The organism is Veillonella sp. 6_1_27, assembly GCF_000163735.1.
Lineage (GTDB): Bacteria > Bacillota > Negativicutes > Veillonellales > Veillonellaceae > Veillonella > Veillonella parvula_A.
Map to the genome: position 1 here is coordinate 1 of NZ_GG770223.1, position 560 is coordinate 560.

The 560-nt window shown below is 45.5% G+C and carries 1 protein-coding gene; it reads left to right on the forward strand.

Annotation, left to right across the window (positions count from 1 at the left end):
* The coding region (locus HMPREF0874_RS09830) for a GTP-binding protein (protein ID WP_008603538.1) at window positions 1-560 on the forward strand (560 nt) is incomplete at both ends.

Genomic DNA, 560 nt, shown 5'->3' on the forward strand with positions numbered 1-560 from the left:
TGGCAAAAGAAAAATTTGAACGTACGAAACCGCATGTTAACATCGGTACAATCGGTCACGTTGACCATGGTAAAACTACTTTGACTGCTGCAATCACTAAAGTATTGGCTGAAAAAGGTCAAGCTGACTTCCAAGATTACAGCATGATCGATAAAGCTCCAGAAGAACGCGAACGCGGTATCACAATCAACACTGCACACGTTGAGTATGAAACTGCTAACCGTCACTATGCACACGTTGACTGCCCAGGCCATGCTGACTATGTTAAAAACATGATTACTGGTGCGGCTCAAATGGACGGCGCTATCTTGGTTGTATCCGCAGCTGACGGCCCTATGCCTCAAACTCGCGAACACATCTTGTTGGCTCGCCAAGTTGGTGTTCCTGCAATCGTAGTATTCTTGAACAAAGCTGACATGGTTGACGATGAAGAATTGATCGAATTGGTAGAAATGGAAGTTCGTGAACTTCTTTCTTCCTACGAATTCCCTGGCGACGAAGTACCTATCGTTGTAGGTTCCGCGTTGAAAGCTTTGGAAGGCGACGCTCAATATGTAGCT